Annotated in this window: 17 protein-coding genes; 11 read left to right on the top strand and 6 right to left on the bottom strand. The window is 73.6% G+C overall.

Features of this window, described 5'->3' with window-relative positions; translation table 11 throughout:
• Positions 1-23: 23 nt before the first annotated feature.
• The 3 genes from ACWD6N_RS27805 to ACWD6N_RS27795 are packed head-to-tail and all read right to left on the bottom strand — an operon-like array spanning position 24 to position 1,180.
• Positions 24-434, bottom strand: a complete 411-nt coding sequence (locus tag ACWD6N_RS27805; protein WP_121675266.1) for a PLD nuclease N-terminal domain-containing protein — start codon at positions 432-434, stop codon at positions 24-26.
• 27 nt (positions 435-461) lie between these two features.
• Complete coding sequence (locus tag ACWD6N_RS27800) at positions 462-791, bottom strand: DUF202 domain-containing protein (RefSeq protein WP_354967029.1); 330 nt, start codon at positions 789-791, stop codon at positions 462-464.
• On the bottom strand, positions 788-1,180 hold the full coding sequence (locus tag ACWD6N_RS27795) for a YidH family protein (RefSeq protein WP_354967028.1): 393 nt from the start codon (positions 1,178-1,180) through the stop codon (positions 788-790). Before ACWD6N_RS27795 ends, ACWD6N_RS27800 begins: the two co-directional genes overlap by 4 nt.
• A gap of 41 nt (positions 1,181-1,221) precedes the next feature.
• Between ACWD6N_RS27795 and ACWD6N_RS27790 the strand changes: the two genes are divergently transcribed.
• The 4 genes from ACWD6N_RS27790 (at position 1,222) to ACWD6N_RS27775 (ending at position 4,374) form a co-directional block, all read left to right on the top strand.
• Complete coding sequence (locus ACWD6N_RS27790) at positions 1,222-2,019, top strand: GNAT family N-acetyltransferase (protein WP_387326916.1); 798 nt, start codon at positions 1,222-1,224, stop codon at positions 2,017-2,019.
• 2 nt (positions 2,020-2,021) lie between these two features.
• Positions 2,022-2,420: a hypothetical protein gene (locus tag ACWD6N_RS27785; RefSeq protein ID WP_354967026.1), complete on the top strand. Its 399-nt coding sequence runs from the start codon at positions 2,022-2,024 to the stop codon at positions 2,418-2,420.
• A 199-nt stretch (positions 2,421-2,619) separates the two neighbouring features.
• A complete protein-coding gene (locus ACWD6N_RS27780) occupies positions 2,620-3,399 on the top strand; it encodes an electron transfer flavoprotein subunit beta/FixA family protein (RefSeq protein WP_450005282.1) in 780 nt (259 codons plus the stop codon).
• A gap of 15 nt (positions 3,400-3,414) precedes the next feature.
• Entirely contained in the window at positions 3,415-4,374 is a 960-nt protein-coding gene (locus ACWD6N_RS27775; protein ID WP_121652417.1) for an electron transfer flavoprotein subunit alpha/FixB family protein, read from the top strand.
• Positions 4,375-4,536: 162 nt separating this feature from the next.
• Here the strand turns inward: ACWD6N_RS27775 and ACWD6N_RS27770 are convergent, their stop codons facing one another.
• Positions 4,537-5,331 carry an anti-sigma factor gene (locus ACWD6N_RS27770; RefSeq protein ID WP_450005281.1) on the bottom strand — a complete coding sequence of 265 codons (795 nt, stop codon included), beginning with the start codon at positions 5,329-5,331 and terminating at the stop codon, positions 4,537-4,539.
• Positions 5,285-5,887, bottom strand: coding sequence for an RNA polymerase sigma factor (locus ACWD6N_RS27765; protein WP_450005280.1), 603 nt, complete (start codon positions 5,885-5,887; stop codon positions 5,285-5,287). Before ACWD6N_RS27765 ends, ACWD6N_RS27770 begins: the two co-directional genes overlap by 47 nt.
• 231 nt (positions 5,888-6,118) lie before the next feature.
• Here ACWD6N_RS27765 and ACWD6N_RS27760 point away from each other — a divergent pair, with 231 nt between their 5' ends.
• The 7 genes from ACWD6N_RS27760 to ACWD6N_RS27730 all read left to right on the top strand — a co-directional run bounded on the left by ACWD6N_RS27760 (position 6,119) and on the right by ACWD6N_RS27730 (position 12,635).
• Positions 6,119-6,949: a DUF4397 domain-containing protein gene (locus ACWD6N_RS27760; protein ID WP_450005279.1), complete on the top strand. Its 831-nt coding sequence runs from the start codon at positions 6,119-6,121 to the stop codon at positions 6,947-6,949.
• On the top strand, positions 6,946-7,602 hold the full coding sequence (locus tag ACWD6N_RS27755; RefSeq protein WP_450005278.1) for a class F sortase: 657 nt from the start codon (positions 6,946-6,948) through the stop codon (positions 7,600-7,602). The genes ACWD6N_RS27760 and ACWD6N_RS27755 overlap by 4 nt, the downstream gene beginning before the upstream one ends.
• Before the next feature lie 173 nt (positions 7,603-7,775).
• On the top strand, positions 7,776-8,951 hold the full coding sequence (locus ACWD6N_RS27750; RefSeq protein ID WP_450005277.1) for a cysteine desulfurase family protein: 1,176 nt from the start codon (positions 7,776-7,778) through the stop codon (positions 8,949-8,951).
• Between the two features lie 98 nt (positions 8,952-9,049).
• Positions 9,050-10,123 carry a tRNA 2-thiouridine(34) synthase MnmA gene (gene mnmA, locus ACWD6N_RS27745; RefSeq protein WP_450005276.1) on the top strand — a complete coding sequence of 358 codons (1,074 nt, stop codon included), beginning with the start codon at positions 9,050-9,052 and terminating at the stop codon, positions 10,121-10,123.
• A 64-nt stretch (positions 10,124-10,187) separates the two neighbouring features.
• The gene (locus tag ACWD6N_RS27740; protein ID WP_450005275.1) at positions 10,188-11,192 is read left to right on the top strand and encodes a methionine synthase; all 1,005 of its coding nucleotides are present in this window, start codon (positions 10,188-10,190) and stop codon (positions 11,190-11,192) included.
• 36 nt (positions 11,193-11,228) lie between these two features.
• On the top strand, positions 11,229-11,597 hold the full coding sequence (locus tag ACWD6N_RS27735; protein WP_450005274.1) for a VOC family protein: 369 nt from the start codon (positions 11,229-11,231) through the stop codon (positions 11,595-11,597).
• 30 nt (positions 11,598-11,627) lie between these two features.
• On the top strand, positions 11,628-12,635 hold the full coding sequence (locus tag ACWD6N_RS27730) for an ADP-ribosylglycohydrolase family protein (RefSeq protein ID WP_450005273.1): 1,008 nt from the start codon (positions 11,628-11,630) through the stop codon (positions 12,633-12,635).
• A 72-nt stretch (positions 12,636-12,707) separates the two neighbouring features.
• Here ACWD6N_RS27730 and ACWD6N_RS27725 read toward each other — a convergent pair.
• Positions 12,708-13,118, bottom strand: a 411-nt coding sequence (locus tag ACWD6N_RS27725; RefSeq protein WP_450005272.1) for a type II toxin-antitoxin system PemK/MazF family toxin, incomplete at its 5' end; no start/stop codon positions are given.

The following is a 13,118-nucleotide window of genomic DNA, read 5'->3' as shown; positions in this document are numbered from 1 at the left end:
TGGTGGCCAGGCGCGGGTGGGTCTCACACCTCCGGCCGGTCACCCTCGCGCGGCGGCTCGCCGTCGCGGTGGCGCAGGTCGTCCTCGCGCCGGCGCAGGTCTTCCTCCCAGCGGCGGAAGAGCTCCTGGTCCTGCTGCTGCGAGCGCTCCTGCACGGAGCGGAGGAATTCCGGGTCGTCGTCGGGGGCGACCGGGCGGCGGCGCTCGGCGGGGCGGTTGCCGGTCGGCCAGGCCTTGCGGGCGCCGGAGCCGGGCTCCCGGCCGGCGACGAACCAGGCGATCGAGCCGACCAGCGGGAAGAACAAGATGATCAGCACCCAGGCGATCCGGGGCAGGGCGCGGATCTGGCCCTCCTCGGCGGAGAGACAGCTGATCAGCGCGCAGACGGCGAGGACGATCTGCACCAGGAAGAGGAGTACGTACAGCCGGGCCATGCACCTATCATGGCTCACCCGGTCCCGTCACCACAGTCCGCGAACCACCAGTAGCGCACCGAGCAGCGCGAGCCCGGCGATGGCCAGCGCGACCAGGGGCAGTGTCCGACCGCCGGTGCGCGCCGGTCCCGTTCCGGTGCCCCGCGACCAGCACAGCACGAGCACCGCCCCCCAGAGCAGCACGGCGGCGCCGGCGATCAGCGCGCCGCTCGGGTCGCCGGTCGACCCGAGCCGGACGGCCAGCGCGGTCACCACGGTCAGCGCCAGCGCCGTCCGTCGCCAGGCCAGCCGGGTCCGCTCCGGTTGCAGCCCGGGGTCACGCCCGCCGTGCACCGCCCGGCCCGGCTCGCCGGTCACGATTCGCCGATCGCCCGGACCAGCACCGCGACCACCAGCAGCGCCGCGCCGGCACCGACGGCGAGGGCGAGGATGGCGGGGAAACGGGAGGCGGGCAGCTCCTGACCGAGCCGGATGGCCCGTTCGGTCCGCGCCCAGTGGTCCACCGCGCGGACGGCGACGGCGCCGCCGAGCAGCAGCAGCGCGACGGAGATCGCCTCCCGCAGGTGGGCCAGCGGCAGCGGCGGCAGGAACTGCGCGGTGGCCAGGCCGCCGCCGACCAGCGCCAGGCCGGTGCGCAGCCAGGCCAGGAAGGTGCGCTCGTTGGCCAGGGAGAAGCGGTAGTCGGGTGTCTCGCCGACCGAGCGTAGGTCCGCCGGGTCGAACCACCGCCTGATCGCTTCCCTCACGCTGCCGATTATCCGCTTGTCCTGCCGCTTAACCTGAGCCGGTGACCGACCTTGACGTGATGACCTTGCGCGCCGCCTACGACAACCAGCTCCGCCCGGAGATCCCCGATCCGGTCCCGGCCGGGGTGACGGTGGAGCGGGACGGGCCGCTGGTCCGGATCATCGGGCTCGACGCCGGCGGATTCCTCACCTACCGCGACCTGGGCGGGTTGACCGGCGACGCGCTGGACGAGCTGATCGCCCGGCAGGTGGAGCTGTTCCGCCAGCGCGGCGAGTCGGTGGAGTGGAAGCTCAACGGGCACGACGAGCCGGCGGATCTGGCGGACCGCTTGCGCGCGGCCGGCTTCGTGGCGCAGGAGCGGGAGACCGTGGTGGTCGGGCCGGTCGCGCCCCTGGCGGCCGCGCTACCGGTCGCCCCCGAGGGGGTACGCCTGCGTGAGGTGACCTCCCGGGCCGACCTGGAGCGGATCGCCGCCATGGAGGAGGAGGTCTGGCAGGCGGACCGCTCGCACCTGGTCTGGGGGCTGGCCAAGGAGATCGACGCCGACCCGCACTCGATCACGGTGGTGGTGGCCGAGGCGGACGAGACGGTGGTGAGCGCCGGCTGGGTGCGGTTCCCGGCGAACAGCCGCTTCGGCACGCTCTGGGGCGGGTCCACCCTGCCGCAGTGGCGGCGCAAGGGCATCTACCGGGCGCTGGTCACCTACCGGGCGCGGCTGGCCGACCAGCGGGGCCGGACGCTGCTGCAGGTCGACGCGTCCGAGGACAGCCGGCCGATCCTGCAGCGGCTCGGCCTCGTCCCGGTCACCACCACCACCCCGTACGTCTACACTCCGTGATCATGGAGCAACGGTTGACGGACGAGGAGCGGCTGACCCTCAAGACGGGGGCGTTCGGGGCCGTCTTCCTGGTCTCCAACGCCGAGCCGGGCATGCTGGGCGTGATCCGGGAGAGCGTCGCCGCCTCCGGCGCGCTGGCCGGCGCCAGCGGGGTGGTCAAGGAGGCGTTGACCACGGGTCCGCTGCCCCGGATGCCCCGGGACTCCCAGTTGGAGATCGAGTCGGTGGTGCTGCCGGCTCTCGACCGGGCGATGCGGATCCTGCGGGAGAAGTCACCGGCGGACGTGGACGCGTACCGCGCGGTGGTGTTGACCGCGGCGGACCGGGTGGCGCGGGCGCACGACGGGGTGGCCCCGGAGGAGGCGGCGGTCATCGACCGGATCCGGGGCGCGCTGGCCTGACCGGCCTGCTCCGCGGCCGGCGTCGGTGAGCTGTGTCACTCTGAGTGCCCCGGGGGCCGCAACCTACTGGCAGGTAACATTGCGCCGTGGGCAACCGCACAGCACTCCGCGGTTGACCCGGCGTCGACCGACGCGCGAGGCTGCGCCCGAGACCGGGCGAGCGAATCGCAACACCACACAGGAGGGTCGTCGAAGCGCGATGAATATCGTCGTACTCGTCAAGCAGGTGCCTGATTCGGGCGCGGACCGCAACCTGCGCAATGACGACAACACCGTCGACCGCGGTTCGGCGAACAACGTGATCAATGAGATGGACGAGTACGCCATCGAGGAGGCGCTGAAGATCAAGGAGGCGCACGGCGGCGAGGTCACCATCCTGACCATGGGTCCGGACCGGGCGACCGAGTCGATCCGCAAGGCGCTCTCCATGGGCCCGGACAAGGCCGTCCACGTGCTGGACGACGCCCTGCACGGTTCCTGTGCGGTGGCCACCTCGAAGGTGCTCGCCGCCGCGCTCGGTCAGCTCAACGCCGACCTGGTGATCTGCGGCGCGGAGTCCACCGACGGCCGGGTCCAGGTCTTGTCGCACATGATCGCCGAGCGGCTCGGCGTCGCGGCGCTCACCGGTGCGCGCAAGCTCACCGTCGACGGCGCCACGCTGACCGTCGAGCGGCAGACCGAGGAGGGCTACGAGGTCGTCACCGCCGCTACCCCGGCCGTGGTCTCCGTCTGGGACACCATCAACGAGCCGCGCTACCCCTCCTTCAAGGGCATCATGGCCGCCAAGAAGAAGCCGGTGCAGACGCTCTCCCTGGCCGACCTCGGGGTCGCGCAGACCGAGGTGGGCTTCGACGGCGCCACCAGCGCCGTCGTCGAGCACACCAAGCGCCCGCCGCGGTCCGGCGGCGCCAAGATCACCGACGAGGGCCAGGGCGGCGTCAAGCTGGTCGAGTTCCTCGCTACCGAGAAGTTCGTGTGAGAGCGGGGTCTGGACATGTCTGAGGTTCTCGTCGTCGTCGAAGCCACCAAGGAATTCGGCGTCAAGAAGGTCACCCTGGAGATGCTCACCCTCGCCCGCGAGCTGGGCACCCCGAGCGCGGTGGTGCTCGGCGGTGCTGGCGCCGCGGAGGCGCTGAGCGCCAAGCTGGGCGAGTACGGCGCGGAGAAGATCTACGCCGCCGAGGGTGACGAGATCGACGGCTACCTGGTGGCCCCCAAGGCCACCGTGCTGGCCGAGCTGGTCAAGCGGGTGCAGCCGGCCGCCGTGCTGCTGGCCTCGGCGCAGGAGGGCAAGGAGATCGCCGCCCGGCTCGCCGTCAAGCTGGACAACGGCATCCTGACCGATGTCGTCGGCCTCGACGCCGACGGCACCGCCACGCAGGTCGCCTTCGCCGGCTCCACCATCGTCAAGTCCAAGGTCACCAGGGGCCTGCCGCTGGTCACCGTCCGCCCCAACTCGGTCAACCCGACCCCGGCGGCGGCCACCCCGGCGATCGAGCAGCTCACCGTGTCGGTCACCGACACCGACAAGCTGGCGAAGGTCGTCGACCGGGTCGCCGAGCAGAAGGGCTCCCGCCCCGAGCTGACCGAGGCCGGCGTGGTCGTCTCCGGCGGTCGCGGCGTCGGCAACGCCGACAACTTCAAGCTGGTCGAGGAGCTGGCCGACCTGCTCGGCGGCGCCGTCGGCGCGTCCCGCGCCGCGGTCGACTCCGGCTTCTACCCGCACCAGTTCCAGGTGGGCCAGACCGGCAAGACGGTCTCCCCGCAGCTGTACGTCGCGCTCGGCATCTCCGGTGCCATCCAGCACCGCGCCGGCATGCAGACCTCGAAGACCATCGTCGCGGTCAACAAGGACGGCGAGGCGCCGATCTTCGAGCTGGCCGACTTCGGCGTGGTGGGGGATCTGTTCAAGGTCGTTCCGCAGGCCGCCGAGGAGATTCGCAAGCGCAAGTGACGCTCCCGGGGCGCCGCCGAACGGTGGCGCGCCGGACCGTACGACGACGAGTGGCCGCCCGGGTGTCGGGCGGCCACTCGTCGTTTCCGCATGGAACTCGTCGTTTCCCGGCGGTGGAAAGGGAGCTGATCGGCGGGCCGGGGAGCTGAGCCGGCCCGCCGATCAGCCCGTCAGGGTGCCCCTCAGCAGGCTGTCGCCGGAGTGACGGGTGTTGTTGTCGTACTGCTCGGCGGAGACGTCGACCACCGTGTAGCTCTTCAGGTCGACATTCGGGGGCAGTGGCAGCAGAGCGTCCGCGTCGGCACCGAGGGTGCCGATCGAGAACATCTCCATGGTCGTCGGGTTGATGAGCCAGACCTCGTAGTACCCCGACACGCGCGGGAGATTCGCCACGTGCAGATGTAGTTGGCCGTTCTGGAGCACCCGCGCGTCACCCTGGGCCGACTTCGGTGTCGAACCGAAGGCAGCGAGCGGCGCGCTGGCCACCACCGGCTGCGTCGGAGCGGGCTCCGGGTCGTCCTGGCGCAGCACCGACACCGTGCCCACCACGCCGACCGCCGCGGCCGCGACCGCGGTGACCGCGGTGGCCGCCCAGCCCGACCGGCGAGCGCGACGGCGGGACCGGGAGCGGGTCGTCCGACCGGTGGCACCGGGCCCCGCTGGCTCGTCCGTCGTACCGCTGATCGGCCCGGCCACCTGCCGTCGACGCGTCTCGGTCAGCGACGGCAGGGCCTCCGCGGCGCTGATCTCCGCCGTGATGCCCTGCCAGACGTGCTCCGGCGGGTCGGGCAGGTCAGCCAACCCCTGCGTCTCCGCGCCGAGCCCGGCCACCTGCTGGAGGCTCTCCATCTCCACCCGGCAGTGCGCGCAGGTGTCGAGGTGGGTGCTCTCCCCGTTGTCCGCCTCGCTCTCACCGAGCGCCAGAAAGACCAGCCGGTCGTGGTCCAGGTGCTGCACCGTCCACCTCCCATCTGCGTTTCAAGCTCGCCATGCCGCGCCGGATGTGACTCTTCACGGTGCCCAGCGGCACGCCGGTCACCGCGGCTATCTGCTGGTGGGTCAGGTCGTCGTAGAACGCCAGCTCCAGCATGCGTCGTTGGTCGTCCGGCAGGCGAGCCAGCTCGTCGGCGACCACCAGCCGATCGACCACCCGGTCCGGATCGGGACCGCTCTGCGCCGGCTCGGGCAGCTGGCGGACGGTCTCGACCACCCGGGTCTCCCGGGCCGTGGCCCGCATCCGGTCGATCACCTTGCGCCGGCCGATGCCGAGCAGCCAACCGATCAGCGAACCCTTGGCCGGATCGAAGGTCTCCCGCCCCAGCCAGGCGCCGACGAACGTCGCCTGGGTCACGTCCTCGGCGTCGCTGCGGTTGGCCAGCATGGAGGTGGCCAGGTGCAGCACGGCGCGGCCGTACCGGTCGTACGCCTCGCGGAGCGCGACCTCGTCGCCAGCGCGGAACCGGAGGGCGAGGTCGTCCACCGGGAGGTCGGGTTCCTGTCCGGACGCCGTCATCGGGCTGCTCGCCTTCGATGGGGCATGCCCGACTGTAACTCCCACAGCCTCCGCCCCACTCTCCCCGTCGATGTCATCTCACCAAGCTCTTCGTTCCCCGGACCCGGTTCGGATGCGGACCGGGCCGAAAAAAGAAATCCACGTCCGATCGCATCCACCCGTCGCGGAGCCGGCGTAACCCGTTCTGCAAGCCAGGCCTGACGAATCAGCACCAATCAGCAGGAGGCAGACATGCAGCTCTCGTACTTCCGTCGGGTCGCCGCCGGTGGAGCCGTCGCCGCGCTGGCCTTCGCCGGCGTCGGCGCGTTCACCGCCACCCCCGCGTACGCCGCCACGTCGAAGGTCTCCGTCGTGCACGGCATCCCGGACACCCCGGTCGACGTCTACGTCAACGGCAAGAAGACCCTCGACAACTTCAAGCCCGGCGACGTGGCCGGCCCGCTGAACCTGGAGGAGGGCGAGTACGACATCGCGCTCACCAAGCCCGGTGAGGCGATCGACAAGGCGATCCTCAAGGTCGACGACGCCGCGGTGCCGGGCGGGGCGAACATCAGCATCGCGGCACACCTCGACGCCGCCGGCCAGCCGAAGATCACCCCGTTCGCGAACGACGTCTCCACGGTCGACGCCGGCAAGGCCCGGCTGATCGTGCGGCACACCGCCGCCGCCCCGGAGGTGGACGTCCGTGCCGGTGGCACCCCGGTCTTCGAGGGCCTGACCAACCCGAACGAGGCCAAGGGCGACGTCGACGCGGGCAGCGTGCAGGCGGACGTGGTGCTCGCCGGCACCGACACCGTTGCCATCGGCCCGGCGGACCTCAACCTCAAGGAGGGCACCGCGACGATCGTCTACGCGATCGGCTCGGCCGAGGCCAAGAACCTCGACGTGGTCGCCCAGACCATCACCGGCCTGCACTCCGCCCCGGGCGGCGTGCCCAGCGGTGACGGTGGTCAGGCCGGCACGGGCGTGGACACCTGGTGGTACGTGCTCACCGGTGCCGGCGTACTCCTGCTGCTCGGCGGTGGGGTGCGGATGGCCACCGCGCGGACCGGCCGCAAGTGACGGTTCGCAACCGCGGCGCGCTGGCGGCCCTGGCCGCCGGCGTTGCCGCGCTCACCGTCGCGACCCTGGTGGCGTGCGGCTCCCAGCCCGCCGACGACGTCGGCGCCGAGGAGGCGAGCGCGCTGGCCACCGCCACCGCCGCGCCGCCGGCGGCCGCCCCGTCGGTCCCGGTCACCGCCGGGGGACTGCCGGCCGGCGCAGTGACCGTCCCGCCGGTCCGCCTGGTGATCCCGGAGATCGGCGTCACCGCCACGGTCGACGCGGTCGGCATCAACCAGCGGACCAACGAGTTCGAGGTGCCGCCGAGCGTCGACCGGATCGGCTGGTACCGGTACGGCCCCGGCCTGGAGGCGGACGCCGGCTCGGTGGTCATCGCCGGCCACGTGGACAGCGCCAGGCAGGGCAGGGGAGCGTTCTTCCGGCTGCGCGAGCTGGGCCAGGGGGACACCCTGACCGCGGCCGGCAGCGACGGCAAGGCCCGGCGGTACCGGGTCGTCGCCCGGGAGGAGTACGCCAAGACCAGGATCCCGCTGGACCGGTACTTCGCCCGGGACGGCAAGCCACGGCTGACCCTGATCACCTGCGGAGGGCCGTTCGACGCCGCGGCGCGCAGGTACCGGGACAACATCGTCGTCACCGCGGTGCCGGCCTGACCGGATGGCTCGACCGCGGCCGTTCGACGGGCGGACCCGGGGGTCGAGGTGGGGAGGGTCGCGCCCTTCCCGCCCCGGCGGTGCCACGCCCAGGGAGGGTCGCGGGTTCCGGCTGTCGGCCGGGCCCCCTCCCGCATCCGGTCCCCGCCCGGTCAGCCGTAGGCTGAACGGTGATGGCATACCTGGATCACGCGGCGACGACTCCGATGCTCGACGAGGCACTGGAGGCGTACGTCGCCACCGCCCGCGAGGTCGGCAACGCGTCCTCCCTGCACGCGGCGGGTCGCCGTGCCCGCCGCCGCGTCGAGGAGTCGCGCGAGCGCGTCGCCGCCGTGCTGGGTGCCCGGCCGTCCGAGGTGATTTTCACCGGCGGCGGCACGGAGAGCGACAACCTCGCGGTCAAGGGCATCTTCTGGGCGCGGCGCGGGGCCGGCCCCGACCGCCGGCGGGTGATCTCCAGTGCCGTCGAGCACCACGCGGTGCTTGACGCGGTGGACTGGCTGGCCCAGCACGAGGGGGCCGAGGTCGGCTGGCTGCCGGTGGACGCCGCCGGTCGACTCGACCCGAACGACCTGCGCGCCGAACTGGCCGCGCACGCCGACCGGGTGGCCGTGGTCACCGCCATGTGGGCGAACAACGAGGTCGGCACCATCCAGCCGGTGGCCGAACTGGCCGCCGTCGCCGCCGAACACGGCGTGCCGTTCCACACCGACGCCATCCAGGCGGTCGGGCAGGTGCCGGTCGACTTCGCCGCGAGCGGCGTCGCCGCGCTGACCGTCACCGGACACAAGCTGGGTGGCCCGACCGGGGTGGGCGCGCTGCTGCTCGCCCGGGACGTGGCGGCCACGCCGCTGCTGCACGGCGGCGGACAGGAACGTGACGTCCGCTCCGGCACCCTGGACACCGCCGGCATCGTCGCCTTCGCGGTCGCTGTCGAGGCGGCGGTGAAGGGCCAGCAGGAGTACGCGGCCCGGGTGGCCGCGCTCCGCGACGACCTGATCGAGCGGGTCCGCCGGGCGGTGCCCGAGGTGGTCTACAACGGCGACCCGGTCGACCGGCTGCCCGGCAACGCGCACTTCTCCTTCCCTGGCTGCGAGGGTGACGCCCTGCTTCTCCTGCTCGACGCCCAGGGCATCGCCTGCTCGACGGGTTCGGCCTGCTCAGCCGGGGTGGCCCAGCCCTCGCACGTACTGCTGGCGATGGGCGCCGACGACGACCGCGCCCGCTCCTCGCTGCGCTTCACGCTCGGGCACACCAGCACGCAGGACGAGATCGACGCCCTCATCGCGGCCCTCCCCGCCGCCGTCGACCGCGCCCGCCGAGCCGCCGCCCTCCGCACCCCCCGCTGACACCCCCCGGCCAGGGCCGGGATGGAGCTGGGTCGGGTGCGGGCGCGAAGGGTCGCCGGCCGGGGTGGATAGGCTGGAGGAGGGAAGGGAGTCAGCTGGTGAAGGTGTTGGCGGCGATGTCGGGCGGGGTTGACTCGGCCGTGGCGGCGGCGCGGGCGGTGGCGGCCGGGCATGACGTGACCGGGGTGCACCTGGCGCTGGCCCGCAATCCGCAGACCTACCGGACCGGGGCGCGCGGCTGCTGCACGCTGGAGGACTCCCGGGACGCCCGGCGGGCCGCCGACGTGATCGGCATCCCGTTCTACGTCTGGGACATGGCCGACCGGTTCCACGAGGACGTGGTGGACGACTTCGTGGCCGAGTACGCCGCCGGTCGTACGCCGAATCCCTGCCTGCGCTGCAACGAGAAGATCAAGTTTGCCGCGGTGCTGGACCGGGCGGTGGCCCTGGGCTTCGACGCGGTGGTCACCGGCCACCACGCCCGCCTCGGCCCCGACGGGCTGCTGCGCCGCAGTGTCGACGTGGCCAAGGACCAGTCGTACGTGCTGGCCGTGCTCACCCGCGAGCAGCTGGACCGCTCGATCTTCCCGCTCGGCGACTCGACCAAGGCGCAGGTCCGCGCCGAGGCCGCCGAGCGTGGCCTGGCGGTGGCCGACAAGCCGGACTCGCACGACATCTGCTTCATCGCCGACGGCGACACCCGCGGCTTCCTGGCCGGCCGCCTCGGCGAGGCGCCCGGCGACGTGGTGGACGCGAGCACCGGCGCGGTGGTCGGCAGCCACACCGGGGCGTACGCGTACACGGTGGGCCAGCGTCGCGGGCTGCACCTGGACCGGCCCGCCCCGGACGGCCGGCCGCGCTACGTGCTCTCCATCACGCCCAAGACCAACACAGTGACGGTCGGCCCGGCCGAGGCGCTGGAGGTGTCCCGGGTACGTGCCGAACGGCCGGTCTGGACGGGTGGCCCACGCCCGGACGCGCCGGTCGAGTGCGAGGTGCAGTTGCGCGCGCACGGCGACGTGGTGCCGGCCACCGTCGCCCTCGACGGCGCCACGCTCCACGCCGAGCTGCGCCGGCCGGCACGCGGCGTCGCCGCAGGCCAGGCCGTGGTGGCGTACCGGCCGGACCCGGCCGGCGACGTGGTCCTCGGCTCCGCCACCATCACCGGCTGACCCGGCACACCATCGCCCTGGCCGTCGCGGCCCGGGCGGCCGGCGTACCGGATACCCTTCCGCCGTGACAGATCAGGTGTGGCCCTGGCCGGCCGGCGCCGCGACCGGCATCGGTTCGCTGCCCGGCACCGACATCGCCGAGGCCCAGCGTGTGGTCCTCGGTGAGCTTCCCGCGCTGCCCCACCTTCCCGAGCTGCCGGCCCGCGGCCCGGGAGCCGACCTGATCGGCCGCAGCGCGGGGCTGCTGGTCGAGCTGCCCGTCGAGCTGTACAGCGGGCGTTGGCGGGTCGCCCCGCGCCCGGGTCGCGACCTGCGTCGGGCCCGCGACCTGATGGAACGCGACCTGGACCAGCTCGCCGAGCAGGCCGAGGAGTACGCGGGCCCGATCAAGGTGCAGGCCGGCGGCCCGCTCACCCTGGCCGCCGCCCTGGAGCTGCCGATCGGCGGCCGGCTGCTGCGCGACCCCGGCGCGGTCCGTGACCTGACCGGCTCCCTCGCCGAGGGGCTGCGCGCGCACGTCGCCGCGGTCGCCCGACGACTGCCCCGCGCCTCGGTGCTGCTCCAGCTGGACGAGCCGTCGCTGCCGACCGTGCTGGCCGGGCGGGTGCCCACCGAAAGCGGGCTGGGCGCGTACCGGGCGGTGGAGTCGGCGGACGCGGCGGCGCTGCTGCGCACCGTCGTCGAGGCCGCTGGCGTGCCGACCGTGGTGCACTGCTGCGCCCCGGACGTGCCGCTGGAGTTGATCCGCTCGACGGGCGCCGCCGGGGTGGCCCTCGACCTGGACCTGCTCACCGAGCTGGACCCGCTGGGCGAGGCGATCGACGCCGGCCTCGGGTTGCTGGCCGGGGCCGTGCCGACCCGACCGCCGTCGACCGGCCAGGCGCCGACGTCCGCGCAGGTGGCCGACCGGGTGCGCCAGCTCTGGGACCGGCTCGGGTTCCCCCGCCGGCAGCTCGCCCAGCAGGTGGTCATCACCCCGGCCTGCGGTTTGGCCGGAGCCAGCCCGGAGTACGCCCGGGTGGTGCTGGCCGCGTGCCGGGACGCCGGCCGGCGGCTCGCCGAGGACTGAGGTTTCCTGTCGTACCCGCTGGGCAGGATGACGGACATGATTGGACAGCTACGTTCAGTGGTGATCGACTGCCCCGATCCGCGGGCACTGGCGGCGTTCTACGCGGAGCTGCTCGGTGTAGCCCTGGCCGAGGGTGACTCCGATGACGACGAGTGGGTGGTGCTGGGCGGTCCGCCCGGGCACCAGCCCCGCCTGGCGTTCCAGCGTGCGCTCAACCTGCGTCCGCCGGCCTGGCCGGACCCGGAGCGCCCCCAGCAGTTCCACCTCGACGTGACGGTGGACGACATCGAGGCCGCCGAGAAGGCGGCGCTCGCACTGGGCGCCCGCCGGTTGCCCGGCGAGGGCGAGGGCTTCCGGGTCTACGCCGACCCGGTCGGCCACCCGTTCTGTCTCTGCTGGGACTGACCCTGGCGTGGGTCGCGGCGGCCGGGCATCATGGCCGCCGTGACCCACGACCCTCTGCGCGCCTCTGGCTCGCTCTTCGGCCTTGCCTATGGTGACGCGCTCGGCAAGCCGACGGAATTCCTGACCGTCGCCGAGATCGAGCACCGGTACGGGCCGGCCGGTCCGCGCGAGCTGACCGGCGAGCCGGCGCTGGTCACCGACGACACCCAGATGGCGCTGGCGGTGGGCTGGGCGCTGCACGAGGCTCCGTCGCTCACCCCGCAGGGGGTGGAGCCGCTGCTCCGGCGGCGCTTCTTGGCCTGGGCGGTCAGCCCGGACAACAACCGCGCCCCCGGCATGACCTGCCTGCGCGCCTGCGCCGACCTGGGTCGCGGGCTCCGCTGGCAGGAGGCCACGGTGGCCGGGTCCAAGGGGTGCGGGGCCAACATGCGGGTCACGCCGGTCGGGTTGCTCGACGTGGATCTGGACACGCTGGCCGGGTTGGCGCAGTTGCAGGCCGGGCTGACCCACGGCCATCCGACCGGGTTGGCGGCCAGCGAGCTCACCGCGTACGCGGTCTTCGCCCTGCGCGGGGGCGCCGGGCTGCCCGCTCTTCCCGCGATTCTCACCGAGCGGGCGCGGAGCCAGCGCCGCGTGTACCGGGAGCGGTGGCTGGGTGACCTCTGGCAGCGCGCCGGGGCCGGCACCGCGGCGGACTTCATCGCCCGGGGCTGGGACGAGTGCCTGGCGGTGCTGGCCCGGCTGACGGACGCCCTGGGGCAGCCGGACGACGGTGGCGATCCGTGCCGGGCCACCGGGGAGGGCTGGGTCGCCGAGGAGGCGCTGGCCACCGCTCTGCTCTGCGCCGTAAGGCACGCCGACGACCCGGTCGCGGCGCTGGCCCGGGGTGCGACCACCGCCGGGGACTCCGACTCGATCGCCGCCCTGGCCGCCGCCTTCGTGGGTGCGGCCGCCGGGATGACCGCCTGGCCGCCCGGCTGGGTCGACCGCATCGAGTACGCCGACCAGCTCGCCACGCTCGGCGCGGCCTGGGACTGATCCAGGTCCCCGCTGCCGATCCCGTCAGCAGGAGTTGGGTGACCGACGGGAGCCGGACGGGGCGGGGGACGGTCAGCGGGTGGGCAGGTGGTGCAGGCTGCGGACCCGTCGCCACAGGTCGGCGTCGCAGTTTCCGGCGCGGTCGGCGAAGGCGGCCGAGCTGATCCGGGTCGGCTCGGTGAGGCTCAGGTAGCTGTCGTGCTCGGCGCCGGGGTCCCAGTTCCGGGTGGGAATGCGGACGTGGTCGTCCCGGTCGCTCTTGTCCTGACTGGTGATCTTCAGTACGTCGGCGCCCCGGGAGTCGGCGCGCAGCACCAGGCAGGGCCGGACCTTGGACCCGCTGCCGTCGGCGTACGGCACGTCGGCCCACCAGATCTCACCCGGCGCCGGCGTGCCCGCGCCCCGGTCGGCGTCGCGGGCCCGGGGTTTGGTGGGCGGCCGGTCGGCGGCGCGGGGTCGCGGCGGCGCGGGACGACGTCCGCC

The organism is Micromonospora sp. NPDC005163 (assembly GCF_053599835.1).
Note: the sequence above shows the minus strand (reverse complement) of the source record. Positions and strands in the feature narration are given on the sequence as shown.

Bases quoted from the DNA above. Each gene is read 5' to 3' on its own strand.
- ACWD6N_RS27760 (WP_450005279.1), top strand. From the start codon at position 6,119: ATGCAGCTCTCGTACTTCCGTCGGGTCGCCGCCGGTGGAGCCGTCGCC.
- ACWD6N_RS27805 (WP_121675266.1), bottom strand. From the start codon at position 434: ATGGCCCGGCTGTACGTACTCCTCTTCCTGGTGCAGATCGTCCTCGCC.
- ACWD6N_RS27750 (WP_450005277.1), top strand. From the start codon at position 7,776: ATGGCATACCTGGATCACGCGGCGACGACTCCGATGCTCGACGAGGCA.
- ACWD6N_RS27730 (WP_450005273.1), top strand. From the start codon at position 11,628: ATGGCCGCCGTGACCCACGACCCTCTGCGCGCCTCTGGCTCGCTCTTC.
- ACWD6N_RS27735 (WP_450005274.1), top strand. From the start codon at position 11,229: ATGATTGGACAGCTACGTTCAGTGGTGATCGACTGCCCCGATCCGCGG.
- ACWD6N_RS27775 (WP_121652417.1), top strand. From the start codon at position 3,415: ATGTCTGAGGTTCTCGTCGTCGTCGAAGCCACCAAGGAATTCGGCGTC.
- ACWD6N_RS27765 (WP_450005280.1), bottom strand. From the start codon at position 5,887: ATGACGGCGTCCGGACAGGAACCCGACCTCCCGGTGGACGACCTCGCC.
- ACWD6N_RS27780 (WP_450005282.1), top strand. From the start codon at position 2,620: ATGAATATCGTCGTACTCGTCAAGCAGGTGCCTGATTCGGGCGCGGAC.
- ACWD6N_RS27785 (WP_354967026.1), top strand. From the start codon at position 2,022: ATGGAGCAACGGTTGACGGACGAGGAGCGGCTGACCCTCAAGACGGGG.